Here is a 19,396-nt window from a genome sequence, read left to right as displayed (position 1 = left end):
TTTGTCGTAAGTTTTATTCTGTACTAGCGATTCGCCACTACTTTATAGGCGGCATATTATAGAGAAAAATTGGAAGTCGAGCGAGGTAAATCTCAGATAATTCCGAGTTGATGATGCATAAACCCATGCAACCAGCCCAATATCCGTTTGCTTAGGTCAATAAGACACACACGCGCTTTTCGATAGCGCACTTTTCGATAGATAAAAAAGCCTCGCAACTAGCAAGGCTCATGAATTTGCATTTTGTAGAGCAAAGAAGAAGAAGTAGCTCAAAGAAGCTTAGCCAATAATAGCTCTAACCGCTTCTAGGTCTTCAGGCGTATCAACACCCGCAGCAGGTGCTTCAGCCGCAACGTCTACATGGATTTTCTCTCCGTACCACAGCACTCGTAGTTGCTCTAAGCACTCAATACGCTCAAGTGTACTTGGTTCCCAATTGATATAGGTATTGATAAAACCCGCACGGTAAGCGTAGATGCCAATGTGACGCAGCAAAGGCGATTCCGCGGCTGTACCATTGTTCGCGTAAGCATCGCGATCCCAAGGAATAGTAGCTCGGCTAAAGTACAGGGCATACCCATCTTTGTCCGTCACAACTTTTACGGCGTTAGGATTAAACACTTCATCAGCATGAGTAATTTCCACACCCAATGTTGCCATCGGAGCTGTACTGTTCGCAAGATTGTTAGCAACCTGATTAATGATCGCAGGTGGAATAAGTGGCTCATCACCTTGAACATTCACGATAATATGATCATCAGGAATCTTCATAACTTCAATCACTTCAGCTAGGCGTTCAGTACCTGACTCATGATTCGGTGATGTCATACAAACGGTCGCGCCAAATGCTTTAGCCGCTTTTTCAACTCGAGCGTCGTCGGTAGCGATAATAACGTTATCGGCACCCGCTTTCATTGACTGTTCGTATACCCATTGAATCATCGGCTTTCCACCAATATCAGCAAGCGGCTTCCCAGGTAAACGGCTCGATTGGTATCTCGCAGGTATAACAACCGTATAAGACATTACTTACCCTCATCCATTGAAACGGTGCGAGCTTCAGGTTCTAAAAGAACAGGAATACCCTCTTTAATTGGGTAAGCAAGGCGATCAATTTTACAAACAAGCTCTTGCTTATCCTTGTCAAAAGTTAGTTTACCTTTACATACAGGGCAAGCAACGATCTCAAGTAGACGGTGATCCATAGTATTCCATAACCTCTTTTATTCTTTTTAAAATTTGCTGTTGCGAATCTTCATCAAACTGCGCAGATACTGGAAGATACCACCAGTTGTCTTGAGCATATTCTTCGCATTTTACAGCGTCTTTTTCTGTCATAATCATATTCATGCCTTTCTTTGCTAAGGCATAAAGTTCATCTTTATCGAAATCTTGATGGTCGGCGAAGCCCTGTGTGAAAACCACATCACCATCAAGATCTTCCAATGTTTTAAAAAAGCGTGGCGGATGACCAATACCAGCAAAAGCCACCAACTTCTGTAGTTCTGCTACCGATATTTTCTGACCAGTCTTTAGGTTAACGGCTTGGCTTGGTCGCAAAGACATAGAGAATTCCCGCCCCTGCACTTCACCGCCATTGTTAACCAAAAAGTCTACGTCATCTAAACGAGATACTGGCTCTCTTAATGGACCCAAAGGAATGAGGCATTCACTACCAAAGCGTCTCGCACCATCGATAACCGCAAACTCAATATCGCGTTTAAGTGCATAATGCTGAAGGCCGTCATCAGTGATAATGACATTAACACCTTCGTTCAATAAAGCTTTCACCGCGTTTGCACGCACAGGATCGACTGCGACAGGTGCACCCGTTCGCTTTCGAATTAAACGAGGTTCATCGCCAGAGTGTTCAGCAGGCGTGTTCTCATCCAATACTAACGGGTAGCTTGGCGCTTTTGCCCCATAACCTCGAGAAACCACTCCAGGTTTAAAGCCGTTAGCTTGAAGCACCTCAACTAACCAAATCACAACCGGTGTTTTACCATTGCCACCAGCGGTAATATTACCAACAACAATTACTGGTAAGGGCGGACGGTAGGTCTCTTTTTTACCGGATAGATAGGCGTCACGTCGTTGACCGCTGATCATTTTGAAAAGCAGACTCAATGGCCATAATAACGGCCAGAGAATGTATTTTAACGGGTGATTGTTAAACCAAATCTTTTCGATCACAACAAGACCTAATCTTATCCGCTAAACTGAATTCGGTGTAGTTGCGCATAAGCGCCATCATGCGCAATTAGCTCCGCGTGTGCACCTCTTTCTACAATACGACCATCATCAACCACTAAGATCTCATCGGCTTGTTCAATAGTAGAGAGTCGGTGTGCGATAACCAATACTGTCTTGTCCTTTTGCAGCTCTTCTAACGCAGATTGGATCGCTCTCTCTGATTCAGTATCCAAAGCCGATGTAGCTTCATCAAGAATCAATACTGGAGCCTCTCTTAACAACGCTCTTGCAATAGCGATACGTTGTCTTTGGCCGCCAGATAGGCTTGCCCCATTCTCACCAACAATCGTATCAATGCCGTTTTCCATGCCTTCGATAAATTCAGTAGCATGAGCAAGCTTAGCGGCGTGTTCGATTTGTTCGCGAGAATATTTAGCTTCTGCTGCGTAAGCAATGTTGTTGGCTACCGTATCGTTAAACAGGTGTACATTTTGAGAAACAAGCGCAAAGTGCTCACGTAGGTTTCTCAATTCGTAATCACGAATGTCGTGGCCATCAAGTTCGATAGAGCCTGAGTCTACATAATAAAAACGAGTAAACAGGTTCGCAATGGTACTCTTGCCCGAACCTGATCGGCCGACAAGTGCAACGGTCTTGCCCTTCGGTATATTAAAACTGACCTTATCAAGCGCTGGTTTCTCAGCACCTTGGTAAGTAAATGTCACATCTTTTACTTCGACTTCACCCGCTACGGTTTCAGGCTTCAACGTACCTTTATTTTGTTCCGTATCTAGATCCATCAAACCAAATAGGGTCGTACTCGCTGCCATACCGCGTTGGAATTCAGACGTTACATTGGTTAAAGCTTTAAGGGGGCGCAGTAAGCCAAACATCGCGGAGAAAACAACTGTAAACGTACCTGCTGTTAGCTCAGCTTTAATTGAATCAACACTCGCGAGATAAAGAACAACAACAATCGCAATAGAGGCAATCATCTGAATAATTGGGTTAGCGGCAGCTTGAGCCGTTACCAGCTTCATGCTTTGTTGGCGCATCTGGTTGCTAACGGTATCAAAACGGCCTCTTTCTAGCTCTTGACCACCGTAAGTTAGAACCACTTTATGACCTTTCAGCATTTGTTCTGCTGAAGAAGCAACATGTCCCATGCTGGTTTGCATGTTCTTAGAAATTTTTCTGAATCGCTTTGATACAATACTAATTGCCCAAGCAACAAAAGGAGCGACAGCAAATAGAACTAAAGACAACTGCCAGCTATTCCAGAACATCAGCGTCAGCAAGCCAATGATGCTGGCACCTTCACGTACGATACTCACCAAAGCTTTACTGGTCGCAGCAGATACTTGTTCTGAATCGTAAGTAATTCGAGATAGCAGTGCGCCCGTCTGCTCTTTATCAAAGAAAGAAACAGGCATGTGCATAAAGTGGCTAAAGATCTTACGACGAATTTCCATGACCACATTGCCAGAAACCCAACTGAGACAATAGGTTGAAACAAAACCACTGACGCCACGAACAAACATCATAACAAATATGATAATTGGAAGTGTACGTAGGAAGTCTGACTCAGCGTTACCAAAACCTTCATCAAGCAGAGGCTTCAGTAAAGAAATCATATAGGTATCAGAGACGGCATTTATAATAAGCGCAATAACCGCAACACCAAGGCCGGCCTTATACAGTCGAATATAAGTCCAAAGTCTTTTAAATGTGACCCAGGTAGTTTCATCTGTTTGTGTTGACATAGAATCGCTTAATTTTCTCACAATAATCTATCTATTCTACTCCCTTACGAAGCATCTGCCTATACCACTGCCTGCCTTGTTGTTCTCTAATCGTATGATATTTCCAACCTTCCTTACTGATAGTGATGGTTATTTGTCCGCTTTCTCCGGTATCAAGCCAAGCACTACCCGTTTCATGATAACGTTCAATCACAGATTTGCTGGGCATTCCCCACTGATTACCTTTAGCCAAAGAAGCGATTGCTAACTGAGGTGAAACTGCCTCAATAAACGGCTTAATCGACGACGAATTACTACCATGATGCGGGACAAGCATCACGTCGCTCTTGAGCCGCTGACCTTCACGAGCAAGTAGCCACTCACTTACCCGTTCAATATCACCAGTGAGCAACATCGAGAACTCAGAATTGGGCTCAAAAATCCTGACCACACACGAATGTGGGTTGTACGCCCTCTTTACTCTTTGAGGTGGCCATAAAACCTCAAACTCTAGACCCTGCCAGTTCCACGCCTCTCCAAAAGTACATGTTTGGATATTCGACTGAACTTGAACAGTCGATTTTGTTGGTTGATTGATGTTCTGACTGGCTCTTATCCACTTAGGATTGTAGTTTTCAAGTAACGCCGGATAGCCACCAGCATGGTCAGAATCGAAATGACTCACTATCACACCTTTCACCTCATGAACTCCTCTCTGATTCAGGGTGGGAATCAACAAGGATTCAACAATCGAACCTCCCTGCCACACGTTGCCGAGATCGTAAACAACGACCTGATTGTTCTTTTCCAAAACTAAAGACAACCCATGCCCAACATCCAAGATATCGATTGTTAATTTGTTTTGCTGCTTGCCGAATTCCCACCACAGTACAAACACTGCAATGACCAATATTGATAGTGTTCGTTTGAGATATCGACTGACGAACCCGAAAAATAAGATGAGGAATACAGACAGCGCCATACTGTGATTATCAACTTGAATCCAAAATCGTTCAGAGAAAGGAAGGCTAAATACGAGAGGATCAAGCGACAAGTCGACCAACATCCATAGCTGTTCAGAAAAACCATTGCTTAACGCTGTCAAACTCATCACCTCAGACACTGACTCCAATATTAAGCTAAGTAACATCGCAAGAAACAGTAGCGGGATCGTCACCATTGATACCCAAGGCAAAAGGAGCAAGTTGTAGAGAACAGAGACTAGACTCACCCCTTTGAAAAACAGCATCGAAAAAGGAACAATAAGAAATGTCAGCATCAGTTGAATCTTGATGAGCTGCAGCCCTCGTTCGATAAGAGTGGCGTTTGAAGATGATGGCCTACTATTCAAGGCAATATAAATAACGGCACCCAACGCACCAAAGGATAGCCAAAAGCTGCTCGACAATGCTGAAAACGGCCAAATCAGCAGAACCACGCACAGGCTTAAGACGACATACCGAAGCACACTGATATTTTGCCCACGCCACAAGAAATAGCTCGCGATAATACACATCACTAAAGCTCTCAAGGTTGGCAGCGTGAATCCAGCAAACCAACTATAGAAATAGGCTAAGCCGAGCCCGAATATTGTGGGAAACCAAAGAAATGAAGGTGAGAGTAACCTGAATATCTTTCCTACCTGATAGCCGATACCAAAGGCAATCCCAATATGTAGCCCCGAGATAGCCATCAAGTGAATCAAACCACTGCTTTTGAGCAAATCCCAACGCTGCGGATGGATAAGGTCTCGATAACCAAAACTCAAAGCCATAATGAGGTCTTGATTTGCTAACTCACTTAACCTTTCAAGACGGTTTTCAAACCAATGAGACCGTATATTGGTATTGGTGTGAATTCGATATTTGGTATCGGCTCTGTAAGTTGCATTGGCAACCACACCGGTGCTAAACAAATACTTTTCTAGATCAAAGCCTGCTTCATTGAGTTTACCCCACACTGGTTTTATTGAGACTGATAAATAGACATCATCCCCGAGCGTCAACTTAAAAGGAGTAAACAAACGTAATTTTATCAATTGGGGAAAGATTAATTTTTCGCCGCCAATTGATCTGGCTACTATTACGCTTTCAAAACCGTGGCTATTTTCACTAAAAAGGCTAACAACCGAAGCATTTATGGTAGTATTCTGCCCTGATTGGAATAAGCGACTCGTTTGTATTTCAATCGCATTCCCTAGGCAGATAACTAGTATCAATGCTGTTGCTAGACCTCTTGCACTCCGGAAAACGCTATACTTTGTTGATGCTAGCAGTAACAACAGCATCAATGGTGCCCAAACCCAATGTGGCATCACAGGCCAGAAGCTGGCAGACACAACTGTCGCAGCAAATGAAATCAAGAACCAAGTGTTAAACAAGAGAGTAGCTTCCTCCTATGCCAAGAAAGTTTATCAAACGATTTATGCCTGACCATGAGCTAATCAAGCGTCAGAAAGCATTGAAAGTTTTTGGCAATGTTTTGTACAACCCCAACTTATGGTGCCTTAATCGTCGCTCTGCGGCTGGTGCGTTCGCTGTTGGGTTATTCATGGCGTTTGTCCCTTTACCAAGTCAAATGATTATGTCTGCAGGCCTTGCGGTCGCATGTGGTGTTAACCTACCACTGTCTGTCGCATTGGTTTGGATCAGTAATCCTGTGACTATGCCAGTGCTGTTCTACTTTGCTTATAAAGTAGGCGCGTTTGTGATGCATGTGCCGCCTCAAGCCTTTCATTTCGAACTGTCTTGGGATTTCATCTTGGCGCAAATGAGCACCATAGGACCTCCGTTCTTGCTGGGTTGTCTGATTTGTGGTGTGGTATCTGCAATGGTTGGCTACTTTGGTATTCGCGGGTTATGGCGTTACTCAGTAGTAAGAAGCTGGAAGAAGCGACAAGCAAGGTACTGAACGACCGTTCCTTGTTATTCAATCTATCCTTGTATGCGCTTCTCTTAAAATGCACATAAGTTAAAGTCAGATGAACCACTGAACTCTGCAAGATTGACATGTAACGAAAGTCGTAAATAACACGAATTGAATTCAATAAAAAAGGATCCCATCAGGGATCCTTTTTTGTTTATGCCGTTAGTCTATCGCGCAACGTGACGTTTACTTAGCGTATTACTTCGAGCTAAGCACCGAGGCCGGGTTTAGCTTAGCCGCTCGTGAGGCTGGATACCATGTAGCCAGTAAGCTCAACACAATCGCGGTACCGGAAACCACAACAACATCCGTCATATCAAGTTGTGATGGCAAGAAGTCGACAAAATAGATATCACCGGACAAGAATTGGTGATCGACCAACGTTTCGAGCCCTTTGATAAGCGTAGTGAGATTAAGCGCCACCAAGACACCTATCGCACTCCCGACTAAGCTGCCTAGCACACCCGAGAATACGCCCTGCCAAACAAAGATGCGTTTAACAAGGCCGTCTGATGCGCCCATGGTTCTTAAGATCGCGATCTCCGATGCTCTGTCTTTGACTGCCATCATTAAGGTCGAGACAATATTGAAACAAGCAACACCAATAACCAGTACCATCACCAGATACATAATGGTGCGAACCAACTGAATATCTCGATACAAGAAGCCAAACTTCTGTTGCCAGCTTCGTAGATACACATACACATCAAGCTGATTACCCACTTCACGCACAATAGAGTTCGCGTTCAGCACATCGGTCACTTTTAAAGAAACTCCGGTTACTGCCTCGCCTAGGTTTGCATAAGCTTGAGCATCGCCAATCGGGATTAGCGCCAAGCTGTGGTCGATCTGGCCATTAAGCGTCAGTAAGCCAACCACTTTCACTCGAACTCGTTTTGGCGCCTGAACTTTCACAGAACCGTTAACCGTTGGAATCATCAAAGTCAGATAGTCACCCACTTTCGCCCCCAACACGTTAGCCACACCAGAACCTAAGATGATTTGTTGTTGCCCTGCTTTAAACTCACTCCAAGCTTGTTTATCAATAAATTTCGATAGGCTTGATACCTGTTGTTCAAGTTGTGGGTCAACACCGCGAACTTCAATTGCTTTGAGTTCTTTGCCCTTTTCAGCAAGCGCGGTAATTTTTACATAGGGTGCTGCAGCTACAACTTTATCATTTTTCACCGACTGCTCAATCACGTGCTCCCAGCGAGTCACAGGTTCATTTACACCCTCGAATTCACCATGTGGAATAACGGAAAGTACACGCGACTCAAGCTCTCGCTCAAAGCCATTCATTGCAGACAAACCGATAATGATCACCGCCACACCAACGGCAATACCAATCGTCGAAGACAAAGAGATGAACGACACCATTTTGTCTCGTTGTTTCGCTCGGCTAAATCGGCCACCTATCAATAGAGATAAAGAAGAAAACACTTAGCTCTCCTCTTTTTCTACGTTGACCAATAAACCATCTTGCATGTGAAGCTGGCGATCCATCTTACCTGCAAGTTCACCATCATGAGTTACTACCAAAAAGGCCGTGTCGTACTCGCGGTTTAGTTCACGCATTAAGTCGTAAATAGAAAGTGCTGTGTTGTGATCAAGGTTGCCGGTAGGCTCATCCGCCAACACCAAAGCCGGCTTATTCACTAAAGCTCGAGCAATCGCCACACGCTGCCTCTCACCACCAGAAAGCTCTGAAGGTCGGTGGTCAACACGATGACTCAATCCAACTTTATCCAACAGACGTTGCGCCTCTTCTTTTGCTTTAGCTGGCTTTTCACCACCAATCAGCAGCGGCATTGCCACGTTTTCTAACGCTGAAAAGTCCGAAAGAAGATGATGGAATTGATAAACAAAGCCAAGATGCTGGTTGCGAAGCTTCGCCTGCTTATTTGAGCTCAAAGATGCTAAGTCTTGTCCGAGAAAGCTCACACTGCCGTCAGACGCATCATCCAATGCCCCTAAAATATGCAATAACGTACTTTTACCGGAACCAGAGGTACCAATGATAGCGACTAGCTCACCCTTTTCGATTTCAAAGCTGACTCCCTTGAGAACCTCAGTATCTAACGAGCCTTCACGGTACGTTTTACGGATATCATTACATTGAAGAAAATTACTCATAACGAAGGGCCTCAGCAGGTTTCACAGACGATGCACGATAAGATGGGAATACAGTGGCAATCAAGCTAAGTGCAATAGCCAGAACCACAACAACAGCGATTTGAATTGGGTTAATTAAAATTGGCAACTGTCCACCAAATGAAAACAGAGCAACGCCCATCGCCTCTAAAATAGTATTAAGGTTCATCGCTAGGGCAACGCCTAACACGCCACCTGATAGGGCACCAATCACGCCGCTACTTGCGCCTTGAACCATGAATATCCCCATAACTTGACCATCGGTCATGCCTTGGGTTTTAAGGATAGCCACTTCAGACTGCTTCTCCATCACCACCATGATAAGTGCCGAAATAATATTGAAAGCAGCAACACCGATGATCAGCCCAAGCATTAAGCCCATCATATTTTTTTCCATTCGAACGGCCTGGAATAACTCACCACGTTGGTCTCGCCAATCACTCCACAACCAACCTTCAGGTAACGGTTGATTAGACAGTTTCGCCACTTCAAACGGGTCTTCAAAGAACAAGCGCCAGCCTGAAATGGTATCGGATTTATAGCGCATCAAACGCCCAGCATCTTTAATATCTGTCACCATCAGTTGAGCATCAATATCAGATCCTGTATTGAAGATGCCGGCTACCGTGAAATTTCGCTGGCTAGGAATACGTCCGAGCGGTGTGTATTGACTGGCACTGGTCACCATCAGGCGAACTTTGTCACCCATAGATACCTTCAAATTTCTTGCCAAGGTATGGCCAAGAAATAGCTGATACTGACCCGCTTTAAGTGAAGACAATCTACCCGCAATCAAGTGGTTCTGAAGAGGGTCATCTGAATTAGGTTCAATGCCGATCAACAGACCTGCTGATAACTGAGCAGGACTTTGAATTACCGCTTCGCTGCGAACAATAGGTTCAACGTGACCATTGAGCGACATTTGCTCGGCAAAATTAGGCGCTTGAGCAGACAGTGACGTTGTGCCTCCTTGCTCGTAAACGACGGCTTGAGGAAGGACACCGAGAATTCGGTCTTTTAACTGCGCTTCGAATCCATTCATTACCGATAAAACAGTAACCAAAGACAGCACACCAATGGTGATACCTGCCGTCGACATATAAGAAACAAAACGGCTAAAGCGATCACCTGAACGACCTTTCAAATAGCGCAGGCCAACAAACAACGAAATAGGATGAAACATACTTTGAACCATCTAAAGGGGATGCGGGTTAATGTAACGGGTATTGCTGTTACTGTGTAGGGGTTAATTGAAAATATAGAGTGAATTAACTCAATTAGTTAGGCTTGAAAAACAGAACCTTGTCAAATAGCCAGATTTCAAACAACTATTTGAGACTTTCAATTAACTGACCTTGATTACTGCGGCCACATAGCGATAATCAATAGATCACTTCAAGGAACTAACGCATGACAGAACAAGAGTTTTTCACCGTTCACCACAGCCTTACCGCTAATATTGAGCCAATGGACAGTAACTTCGCTTTACCTTCTCAGATTCAATTCGAATCTGAGATCCCTGCCCCGTTTGTCGTGGCAAGTGAATTTAGCCAATTGGATCTATTAGCCGACAGTGCTCGCAACGAACTGAAAAACAGCGACTTGAAGAATGTCATCAGTTTATTGGATGCACAGAACTCTAAATTAAACCTCTTGTTGAGCTTTATGTTATCGCAACAAGATGATGAACAATTTCGTACCCACACGTATTCATTTGGCGCGAGTCAGTTCTCTTGTTTTTCCAAAACAGATATCGAAGTGGGTCGCTTAGTTAAAGCCAAGCTCTTTATCGAGCACCCTGCCGCCGCTATTTATTGCTACGCGGAAGTCTTCGCTAGTGAACCTAAAGATTCAGGTTTCGAAATCAAATTCAAATATGCTCATCTTCGTGATACTGACCAAGACTTGCTGATCAAAGCTGCGCTTCATCAACAACAAAAGCTTTTACGTCAACGCTCTCTAGAACGAGATAACAAGTAATTAGACATGACAAAACAATCCATTTTTACACTACCTAAGCTCAAAGGTGCCGGTGATAAAAAACACATCGGTAACCTAGTTGGTTCATCTCTAGCGCTTGCTATCGCTAGACTTGCGGAGCAGCATAACAGCCATACTTTACTTGCAGTGCCCGATCCTCAAATCGCACTCAAGCTTCAATTAGAAATTGAACAATTTACGTCACATGAAGTAGCACTATTCCCTGATTGGGAGACTCTGCCATACGACAGCTTCTCACCGCACCAAGAGATCATTTCTGACCGTATCGCTCGCCTTTATGCACTGCCAACGTTAAAAGATGGCATCACGATCGTACCGATCAGCACGCTACTACAACGTCAGTCGCCACGTGACTTCTTGTTGCAGCACACCTTAATGGTGAAAACGGGCGATCTGTACTCGTTAGAGAAGCTGCGTCTTCAACTTGAAAAGTCTGGCTATCGTTACGTAGACCAAGTGTTTGGCCCGGGTGAGTATGCGAGCCGAGGTTCAATTCTCGACTTGTTCCCAATGGGCAGCAAAGACCCGTATCGTATCGACTTCTTCGATGACGAGATCGACACCATCCGTACTTTCGATCCTGAAAATCAGCGCTCTATCGAAGACATCTCTGAGATCCGTTTGCTGCCAGCTCACGAGTTCCCAACCTCTGAAAGTGCTATTGAAGATTTCCGCATTCGCTGGCGCCAACAGTTTGATGCGCGCCGTGAACCAGAATCGGTTTATATGCAGGTTTCAAAAGGCACTTGGCCCGCAGGTATTGAATACTGGCAGCCGCTATTCTTCGACCATACTGAAACCTTGTTTGATTATGTTGCCGATGAAGCGCAAATCCTCGTTCTAGGTGATGTCGAGACCGCGGTAGATTCATTCCTAACAGACGTTTCTCATCGATACGAACAACGCGGTGTTGACCCGTTACGACCACTGCTGAAACCTGAACAACTTTGGCTACAAAAAGACGAACTGTTCGCACATTTCAAACAAAAACCACAGGTCAATCTGAGCTTAGATTCAATTGAAGAAAAAGCCGGACGTACCAACCTTCCGGTTGTGTCTCTGCCTGATCTCAGCGTTCAACATCAGAATAAAGAACCTTTGTCTAACCTAAGAAAGTTCACTGAAGCCTTCGATGGCAAAGTAGTCTTTTCGGTTGAATCTGAAGGCCGCCGTGAAGCACTGAGTGAATTGCTTCGAGGCATCAAAGTTCGTCCAAGCGAAGTTGAAAACCTCGACGCGGCGATTAAAGGTAAAGATAAGTTCACCCTGATCCTAGGTTCTGCTGAGCATGGCTTTATCCACGAAGAGCAAAACATCGCCCTTGTCTGTGAAAGCGACCTGTTAGGTGATCGCGTTGTACAACGTCGTAAGAAAGACAAGAAAAGCGTTAACAGCGACACTGTAATTCGTCACTTAGCCGAACTTAAACCGGGTCAACCTGTTGTTCATATTGACCACGGTATTGGTCGTTACATCGGCCTGCAAACACTTGAAGCGGGTGGTATGAAAACAGAATACGTAACGCTTGAGTATCAAAATGATGCCAAGCTCTACGTACCTGTTGCTTCTCTGAACTTAATCGGGCGCTACTCTGGCGGCGCTGAAGATTCTGCACCACTGCATAAACTCGGTGGCGAAGCATGGCAGAAAGCTCGTAAGCGCGCCGCAGAGAAAGTCCGTGACGTTGCAGCCGAACTGCTTGATGTTTACGCTAAACGTGAACTAAAACCTGGCTACAAGTTTGTACTCGATCGTGGCCAATACGCGACCTTCAAGTCTGGCTTCCCGTTTGAAGAAACGGATGACCAAGCAATGGCCATCAATGCTGTTATGTCGGATATGTGCCAAGCCAAAGCCATGGACCGTTTAGTGTGTGGTGATGTTGGCTTTGGTAAAACCGAAGTCGCGATGCGCGCAGCATTCGTTTGTACCGACAACAGCAAACAAGTAGCCGTGTTAGTTCCAACCACCCTACTTGCTCAGCAACACTTTGAAAACTTCCGAGACCGTTTCGCGAACCAACCGATACGTGTCGAAGTTCTGTCGCGATTTAAATCAGCTAAAGAACAGAAATTGATCATGCAAGATGTTGCCGACGGTAAGGTCGACATCTTAGTGGGCACTCACAAGCTGCTTTCCAGTGACCTTAAGTTTAAAGACCTTGGCTTGTTAGTCGTTGATGAAGAGCACCGCTTCGGTGTGCGCCAAAAAGAGAAAGTGAAGGCGATGCGCGCGGATGTCGATATCCTCACGCTAACCGCGACACCGATTCCGAGAACGTTGAATATGGCAATGAGCGGTATGCGTGACTTGTCGATCATCGCCACACCACCCGCACGACGCTTAGCAATAAAGACTTTTGTTCGCGAGAGTGATGACGCAATAGTCAGAGAAGCGGTACTGCGTGAAATCATGCGTGGTGGTCAAGTTTACTTCCTGCACAACCAAGTCGACACGATTGAAAAGACGGCAGAGTCACTGCAAAAACTGATTCCAGAAGCGCGTGTCACCGTTGCCCATGGTCAGATGCGAGAGCGAGAGCTAGAACGTATCATGAATGACTTCTATCACCAGCGTTTTAACTTGCTAGTGTGTACTACCATCATCGAAACGGGTATCGACGTACCAACGGCAAATACCATCTTAATGGACAGAGCCGATAACCTTGGTTTAGCGCAACTGCACCAATTACGTGGGCGTGTGGGTCGATCTCACCACCAAGCTTATGCCTACTTGCTAACACCTCCCCCGAAAGCAATGACCAAAGATGCCGTCAAGCGATTGGACGCCATTGCTTCACTTGAAGACTTAGGTGCAGGCTTTACGCTAGCAACCCATGACTTAGAGATTCGTGGTGCAGGTGAACTACTCGGTGATGAACAGAGTGGTCAAATCCAGTCGGTTGGCTTTACGCTTTACATGGAGATGCTTGAACAAGCGGTTGAGGCATTAAAAGAGGGACGAGAGCCATCGCTTGATGACCTACTGCGTGAACAAACTGAAATTGAGATGCGCCTGCCAGCACTGTTGCCTGATGACTACATCCCAGACATCAATACACGTTTGTCTACCTATAAGCGTATTGCGAGTGTGAGTGACACGGATGAATTGGCCGAGTTGAAAGTCGAGCTAATTGATCGCTTCGGCCTTCTACCTGATGCGACCAAAAACTTGTTGTCAGTTTCTGAGCTAAAATTAGCCGCGGCGTCAATCAAAGCGAAGAAAATTGAAGCTCACGATAAAGGTGGATTCTTAGAATTCTACCCAGATGCTGACATAAACCCGGCCTACCTTGTTAAACTGTTGCAATCTCAACCGCAAAAGTTTTCAATGGAAGGACCAACAAAGTTCAAGTTTACGATACCATTGGTCGACAGACGGAAACGAATTCAATTTGTTAGTGATTTATTGGGCGAATTCAGACAGAACTTGCTGCCTTCAGCATAAGACCCAATCCACTTGCACATATAAATTATCCAGCCGATAGATCGGCTGGAAGACGGAGTAAAAATGAAAAGACTGATCCCACTGCTACTATTGTTCGTCTCACTGCCAAGTTTGGCGCAGAGACAATTTGATATAGAAGTGATCATTTTTAAGCGTGCTGTTGATGCAGAAAAAGTGAATGAATCCTGGCCTAACACTCAGCCTAAGATTTCACTTGAGCGCGTTGGTTCATTTCAAGATACCCAATACCGAGCAAAGAAAGGCGTTCAAATGCTGCCTTACTCGGAATACAAGTTAACGCCTCAGAAAGACAAGCTACGTAAACACGCTGGTTTTGAAGTGCTAATGCATACCGCTTGGCGTCAGGGCGACCAAGGTAAGAGCTCGGCACCTGTATTCCACATTCAAGCAGGTAAAGATTTCTCTAAAGACTTCAACGCTGACGGTTCAGAGAAAGGTGCAGTAACTGCAGCAAATACTGATGGCTTCAAAGAAGAGACCATTGATAAGCCACTATACGAATTAGACGGCAAGCTACAAATCTACGTTCAGCATTACCTCTACGCTGAAACAACATTGGATTTAAAAGCGCCGAGCGTTCGTGAAGTGACTCTTCAAGAGCAACAAATCGAGCTAGATTCACCAGTAAGTGGCGCCGAAAGCAATGTTCAAGTGGGCAACCTCACTGAAATCTCTCCGACGGTTGAAGTGGAAGAGTTCCTTAAGAGCTACCGCATGGACCAAAAACGTCGTATGCGCAGTACTGAGACTCACTACCTTGATCACCCGCTTCTTGGTATGGTGATTCAAGTTCGACGTGTGGCGCAGTAAGTTACTTGCCGATTCAGCTATAATTATATAAATAATTCAATCCGCCCTCCTAGTGAGGGCGTTTTATTAGTACAGGCTATATTCACGCAGTACTTACTATCCTTATCTACACGTTACTTGGTACGCCTTATGAGCCCTGACTTTCAGATCAATACACAAAATCTCAGCCTCAAAATTATTGAAGCCTCAGACGCTCAAGAATTTTCACAGCTGGTTAAGTCCTCCCCGAGTTTATTGCCATGGCTCGACTGGTGTCATAGCGAGTTTTCTATCATCGAGGCCGAGAAATTCATTCTGGCGACTCGCTTAAACTGGGTTAAAGCCGAAGCGTTTGGCTTTGGTATCTTCGAGCGAAAAAGCGATAAGTTAGTCGGTATGGTGGCCATTAATGAGCTTTACCACACCTTTAACATGGCAAGTTTAGGTTATTGGGTGGGTGATGAATTTCAAAGAAAAGGGATAGCCAAGGAAGCGATGATTGCCTTATTTGAATTTTGCTTCGCACTGCTCAAGTTAACGCGTTTGGAGATTGTCTGCGATACAGAGAACCTACCCAGCCAAAAGCTGATCGAGAAATGTGGCGCTGAACGCGAAACCATTGCTAAGAATCGCTTTATCTTTAACGGTAAGCCGAAAGATGGCGTGGTTTATTCCGTGCTACCTCCAACCTCTTAAAAGCTTAATAGAGTAACAATCCGTCACAACACGCAGTCGACACGATCAAAAAAAGAGCTCCGAAGAGCTCTTTTTTATTATCAGCGTAACGCCTTTAGCAGGCTTGCCTGATTAGTGAAGCTTTAGGTTTGGACGAAGTACACGGTTAATACGACCAACTAACATCATCAGCGATGTTTTAATTAGTCCGTGAAGCGCCATCTGATGCATACGGTACAAAGAGATGTAAACGATACGAGCAATACGACCCTCAACCATCATCGAACCTTTAGTTAGGTTACCCATCAAGCTACCTACCGTAGAAAATCGGCTTAGCGAAACAAGTGAGCCTTTATCTTTGTAGATGTAATCTTTCAGGTCGCGGCCGTTTAACTTAGCAATGATATTGCTAAACGCACAACTTGCCATCTGGTGAGCCGCTTGTGCACGTGGTGGAACGAATGAACCATCTGCTTGCGTACATTGCGCTAAGTCACCAATAGCAAAGATATTGTCATCAAGCGTAGTTTGTAGCGTATTTTTCACAACCAACTGGTTGATACGGTTCGTCTCAAGACCACCGATATCTTTCATGAAATCTGGCGCTTTAATGCCTGCAGCCCAAACCATGATTTGTGCTGGGATCTTCTCACCATCTTTAGTCGTTAGGCCGTCAGCATCAGCTTGTGTAACCATTGTAGTCGTACGCACAGTTACACCAAGCTTCGTAAGCTCAGAGTGTGCTGCGCTCGAAATACGAGGAGGTAGGGCTGGAAGAATACGCTCACCCGCTTCAACAAGGTTAACGTTCAGCTTGCTTGAATCTAGATCGCCAAAGCCATAAGTACGAAGCTCTTTAACCGCGTTGTGCAGTTCTGCAGAAAGCTCAACACCTGTCGCGCCAGCACCAACAATAGCAATATCTACTGTGCCTTGGCCGTTCTTAGCGTGAAGCTTTAAGAACTGGTTGTTCATTTCTGTACGGAAACGGTGCGCTTGCTCTGGACTATCAAGGAAAATACAGTTGTCGCGAACACCTGGTGTGTTGAAGTCGTTTGACGTTGAACCTAGCGCCATCACAAGAATATCGTATTCAAGTTCACGGCTTGGCATAAGCAGTTCACCGTGATCATCTTTCAGTTCGCTCAGAGCGATCACTTTACGTTCACGATCGATGTCGTTCAGGCTGCCCATTTGGAAATCGAAGTAATGGTTTTTTGCGTGTGCGCGGTAGCTTAACGCATCAACACCCTCGTCCAATGAACCCGTTGCTACTTCATGAAGTAATGGTTTCCATAGGTGGCTTGCTTTACGATCTACCAGAGTAATCTGGGCACGCTTTTTACGACCTAAAGTGCGGCCTAGCTTAGTTGCTAGTTCTAAACCACCAGCTCCACCGCCTACTACGATAATTTTTGTCACAATGACAATCCTCTACAAAATGAATAAATGGGGTTCGGCTCGATTACTCCAACCGATAAATTCTATGTATCTACTCGGCCTTGAATGCGAAGGCTGTTACAAATTGGATTACCGCGAAAAAGAATAACGACAGCTCACCGAGTAGTTAGAGGGGTTACAAGCAACAAACATTGGCTTGCCGCTTTGCTCACTTGGATAAAAAAGGTGACTACCTGAGAGGTAGAGCACAAATAATGGGCAAGTTTTATCACTCGCTCTCAATTTTTCTTGATATTTATCAAAATATTTTGCTTGGGAACATTATATATAGCAAAAAGATGACCGCAACAAAAATCCTTACCCACAATGAGGATTCGCGGCGAATTAGTTAACGTTTGCGCAAACTTATCTTTAAATGCTCAAACTCTTCAAAAAATAACTACAACCATTTGATTAATGTTCGGCTCTTGGGTTCAGATGTAAAAAAAAGCAGCACTCAATTGAGTACTGCTTTTATAAAATAACTGGAATAATTAAGCGTTTTTAAACGCTTTCATTGTCTTCAAGTGCTGAGAGATTTTTTTGAACTTATGACTCTCTTTTTCGTCCCAGATGACATCATAATAATCTTCTAACGCGGCAGCTGTTTTGGTATTGTCGTGAATCTCATCTTCACGAGAAAGCACCACTAAACAGCGACCTTTGTTCTTCATACGATATTGAGCAACACACTTAGTCGCGATGTCTTCGTACTCTTCTGGACGGTCAATTCGACCTACCATGTTGTTCTCAGGGTGCAGATTCGGGTTGAACACCACCTGCTTAATACCACATAAGAAACCAATACGTTCAGACCAAAAACCACCTAAGCCTACACCACAAATGATCGGATGCGGGTCATCGGATTGCTCTATCACTTTATGCACTTCTTTTAGCAAATGTTGCATATCGTGTTTTGGATGCAAAGTACTGTAGTTGATGAAACGAACGTCATCATCAATGAATTGCAACTGCAGTATTTTTTCGTGATTGCCCGGGCTAGTTGAGTCGAAGCCATGTAGATAAATAATCATTAGTACCTCCTTGTTGAATATTGGTACGTTTTAATTAATCTAACATGAAAAATAAGGTTTTAAAGGGAACACGAACGAAATTATATTTTTCACTTCCTAAACGTGATCCTAGCTACATAAAGTGTGACTCAGCGCCTCTGCTTCACGCAGATAACTTTCATCGCCCCAGAGCTGATGCGCAAGTAAATACCACAGCATCGCCATCATTTGGCTTCTTGGTAACCATGCTTCTACCCCATCGAGCCAAGGCTGAACATCATGGATACCTCGCAGCTGACAGTACTTATCAACGGCTTCAGCAACAGGTAACCCTGCAACAGCAATGGTCAGCGTAAGATCAAGTCTAGGGTCTGCTAACGCAGCATATTCCCAATCAATAATCTTAATGCCGTCACTGTTTCTCACTAGGTTATAACCACCTAAATCAAAATGGCACAAAGACAGGTCAACATTTGGAACACTCGGTGCTACTCGCCACTCTTGGTAAATTTTAGTGCAGGCTTCAGTCTTATGAATTGCATCAAGTTGAAGCCAGTAATGATCGACTCGTGCTGTGAAACTGAACGGTTGGAGTGGTAATCGCGCGGTATTAACCAAATGCACCGAGATCAGCGTCTTCAACAAATCATCAAGCTCTAAGCCTTCGTAAAGCGTCTCACCCGCAATCCATTCAACCAATAAGCCTTGCTCATTGACCACTATTGGACTTGGTCCAATACCTAGACGTTCAATCGTAGACAGCACTTGGTACTCTTCATGACGAGAAATGAAGAACGCTTTGGTGATGGGTGTGATTGGGCGCCAAACATACGCGGTGCCATCGGCTGAAACCAGTTTCCAACATCGATTGGTCAAACCGCCGGTCAGCGTTTGCGCTCTAACAGGTGGCTCAGAAAAGTAACCATCAAGCGAACTCAAACTGGTATCAAGAAGCTTAGCCTCAGACCAAGAAAAAATTGCCATATTTACTCCCTA

The 19,396-nt window shown here is 44.7% G+C and carries 16 protein-coding genes; 5 read left to right on the top strand and 11 right to left on the bottom strand.

Annotated features, from left to right (window positions below; genetic code table 11):
* Positions 1 to 279: 279 nt before the first annotated feature.
* From kdsB to M4S28_RS06480, 5 genes are read right to left on the bottom strand one after another with little or no spacing between them, the layout of a single operon-like run.
* Positions 280 to 1,026 carry a 3-deoxy-manno-octulosonate cytidylyltransferase gene (gene kdsB, locus M4S28_RS06500; protein ID WP_009847141.1) on the bottom strand — a complete coding sequence of 249 codons (747 nt, stop codon included), beginning with the start codon at positions 1,024 to 1,026 and terminating at the stop codon, positions 280 to 282.
* Positions 1,026 to 1,205, bottom strand: coding sequence for a Trm112 family protein (locus M4S28_RS06495; protein ID WP_004736429.1), 180 nt, complete (start codon positions 1,203 to 1,205; stop codon positions 1,026 to 1,028). Before M4S28_RS06495 ends, kdsB begins: the two co-directional genes overlap by 1 nt.
* Positions 1,186 to 2,193 carry a tetraacyldisaccharide 4'-kinase gene (gene lpxK / locus M4S28_RS06490; RefSeq protein WP_249632538.1) on the bottom strand — a complete coding sequence of 336 codons (1,008 nt, stop codon included), beginning with the start codon at positions 2,191 to 2,193 and terminating at the stop codon, positions 1,186 to 1,188. The genes M4S28_RS06495 and lpxK overlap by 20 nt, the downstream gene beginning before the upstream one ends.
* A 14-nt stretch (positions 2,194 to 2,207) precedes the next feature.
* Positions 2,208 to 3,956, bottom strand: coding sequence for a lipid A ABC transporter ATP-binding protein/permease MsbA (msbA, locus tag M4S28_RS06485; protein WP_249632537.1), 1,749 nt, complete (start codon positions 3,954 to 3,956; stop codon positions 2,208 to 2,210).
* 31 nt (positions 3,957 to 3,987) lie between these two features.
* Positions 3,988 to 6,315 (bottom strand): DNA internalization-related competence protein ComEC/Rec2, encoded by a 2,328-nt coding sequence (locus M4S28_RS06480; protein ID WP_249632536.1) that lies wholly within the window; start codon positions 6,313 to 6,315, stop codon positions 3,988 to 3,990.
* Between the two features lie 17 nt (positions 6,316 to 6,332).
* Here M4S28_RS06480 and M4S28_RS06475 point away from each other — a divergent pair, with 17 nt between their 5' ends.
* The gene (locus tag M4S28_RS06475; protein ID WP_017078948.1) at positions 6,333 to 6,845 is read left to right on the top strand and encodes a DUF2062 domain-containing protein; all 513 of its coding nucleotides are present in this window, start codon (positions 6,333 to 6,335) and stop codon (positions 6,843 to 6,845) included.
* Positions 6,846 to 7,058: 213 nt separating this feature from the next.
* Here M4S28_RS06475 and lolE read toward each other — a convergent pair whose 3' ends face one another.
* The 3 genes from lolE to lolC are packed head-to-tail and all read right to left on the bottom strand — an operon-like array spanning position 7,059 to position 10,197.
* The gene (gene lolE, locus M4S28_RS06470; RefSeq protein WP_004736253.1) at positions 7,059 to 8,303 is read right to left on the bottom strand and encodes a lipoprotein-releasing ABC transporter permease subunit LolE; all 1,245 of its coding nucleotides are present in this window, start codon (positions 8,301 to 8,303) and stop codon (positions 7,059 to 7,061) included.
* Positions 8,304 to 8,996, bottom strand: a complete 693-nt coding sequence (lolD, locus tag M4S28_RS06465; RefSeq protein WP_017083246.1) for a lipoprotein-releasing ABC transporter ATP-binding protein LolD — start codon at positions 8,994 to 8,996, stop codon at positions 8,304 to 8,306. It abuts the gene before it with no gap.
* The gene (gene lolC, locus M4S28_RS06460) at positions 8,989 to 10,197 is read right to left on the bottom strand and encodes a lipoprotein-releasing ABC transporter permease subunit LolC (RefSeq protein WP_032546254.1); all 1,209 of its coding nucleotides are present in this window, start codon (positions 10,195 to 10,197) and stop codon (positions 8,989 to 8,991) included. Before lolC ends, lolD begins: the two co-directional genes overlap by 8 nt.
* 227 nt (positions 10,198 to 10,424) lie before the next feature.
* Here lolC and M4S28_RS06455 point away from each other — a divergent pair, with 227 nt between their 5' ends.
* The 4 genes from M4S28_RS06455 to M4S28_RS06440 all read left to right on the top strand — a co-directional run bounded on the left by M4S28_RS06455 (position 10,425) and on the right by M4S28_RS06440 (position 15,968).
* Positions 10,425 to 10,994, top strand: coding sequence for a PilZ domain-containing protein (locus tag M4S28_RS06455; RefSeq protein ID WP_102315157.1), 570 nt, complete (start codon positions 10,425 to 10,427; stop codon positions 10,992 to 10,994).
* Positions 10,995 to 11,000: 6 nt separating this feature from the next.
* Positions 11,001 to 14,462 carry a transcription-repair coupling factor gene (gene mfd, locus M4S28_RS06450; protein WP_249632535.1) on the top strand — a complete coding sequence of 1,154 codons (3,462 nt, stop codon included), beginning with the start codon at positions 11,001 to 11,003 and terminating at the stop codon, positions 14,460 to 14,462.
* A 63-nt stretch (positions 14,463 to 14,525) separates the two neighbouring features.
* Positions 14,526 to 15,293, top strand: a complete 768-nt coding sequence (locus M4S28_RS06445; protein WP_017086100.1) for a peptidoglycan binding protein CsiV — start codon at positions 14,526 to 14,528, stop codon at positions 15,291 to 15,293.
* A gap of 129 nt (positions 15,294 to 15,422) precedes the next feature.
* On the top strand, positions 15,423 to 15,968 hold the full coding sequence (locus tag M4S28_RS06440) for a GNAT family N-acetyltransferase (protein ID WP_249632534.1): 546 nt from the start codon (positions 15,423 to 15,425) through the stop codon (positions 15,966 to 15,968).
* Positions 15,969 to 16,079: 111 nt separating this feature from the next.
* On the opposite strand, the gene M4S28_RS06435 is transcribed toward M4S28_RS06440, so the two are convergent.
* The 3 genes from M4S28_RS06435 to M4S28_RS06425 form a co-directional block, all read right to left on the bottom strand.
* Complete coding sequence (locus M4S28_RS06435; protein ID WP_004736261.1) at positions 16,080 to 17,369, bottom strand: NAD(P)/FAD-dependent oxidoreductase; 1,290 nt, start codon at positions 17,367 to 17,369, stop codon at positions 16,080 to 16,082.
* A gap of 512 nt (positions 17,370 to 17,881) precedes the next feature.
* Positions 17,882 to 18,421 (bottom strand): alpha/beta hydrolase YcfP, encoded by a 540-nt coding sequence (gene ycfP / locus M4S28_RS06430; RefSeq protein ID WP_004736262.1) that lies wholly within the window; start codon positions 18,419 to 18,421, stop codon positions 17,882 to 17,884.
* A 108-nt stretch (positions 18,422 to 18,529) separates the two neighbouring features.
* The gene (locus M4S28_RS06425; protein ID WP_249632533.1) at positions 18,530 to 19,384 is read right to left on the bottom strand and encodes a phosphotransferase; all 855 of its coding nucleotides are present in this window, start codon (positions 19,382 to 19,384) and stop codon (positions 18,530 to 18,532) included.
* Positions 19,385 to 19,396: the final 12 nt, after the last annotated feature.

This window comes from Vibrio sp. J383 (assembly GCF_023503985.1).
GTDB lineage: Bacteria > Pseudomonadota > Gammaproteobacteria > Enterobacterales > Vibrionaceae > Vibrio > Vibrio splendidus.
The sequence above is the reverse complement of the archived record's forward strand: the minus strand, read 5'-3'. Positions and strand labels throughout refer to the sequence as shown.